This is a genomic window from Kocuria sp. UBA1838 (assembly GCF_002338785.1).
In the GTDB taxonomy this organism is placed as follows: Bacteria; Actinomycetota; Actinomycetes; order Actinomycetales; family Micrococcaceae; genus Kocuria; species Kocuria marina.
Map to the genome: position 1 here is coordinate 1 of NZ_DDIY01000017.1, position 510 is coordinate 510.

The 510-nt window shown below is 69.0% G+C and carries 1 protein-coding gene; it reads right to left on the reverse strand.

From position 1 onward, the window contains the following. The coding region (locus B3I25_RS09110; protein WP_286738718.1) for an AMP-binding protein at nucleotides 1-473 on the reverse strand (473 nt) is incomplete at its 3' end. Nucleotides 474-510: the final 37 nt, after the last annotated feature.

Genomic DNA, 510 nt, shown 5'->3' on the forward strand with positions numbered 1-510 from the left:
TTCGTGTGGGACGTGACCACCCAGGCCGCCCGGCCGCGCTCCACGCGGTCCTGCAGATCGGCGGGCCCGAGCATCACGGTCGTGGGGATCATGGGTGCGCCCAGTTTGGTGCACGCAAGCATGGTTTCCCACAACTCCACCTGGTTGCCGAGCATGAGGATGACCCGGTCACCGCGGCGCACGCCCCGCGAGCGCAACCATCTGGCCAGCTGCGACGAGCGCCGGGACAGCTGCGCGTACGTGCGGCGGGTTTCGGTGCCGTCCTCCTCCACGATCACGAGGGCCTCGCGGTCCGCATCCTCGTCGTTGCCCAGGACGTCGAACCAGTCCAGGGCGAAGTTGAAATACTCGAACCGGGGCCACTCGAACTCGCGGTGTGCGGCGTCCAGGTCGGTGCGTAGGCGCAGCAGCTGGTCCCGTGCGGCGCGGAACCGCTGCGTGACGGAGTGTTCTGAGGCGGTGGTCTCGCTCATGGGATCCTCGCTGCGACGTGTGCGGATCCCCGGCCCG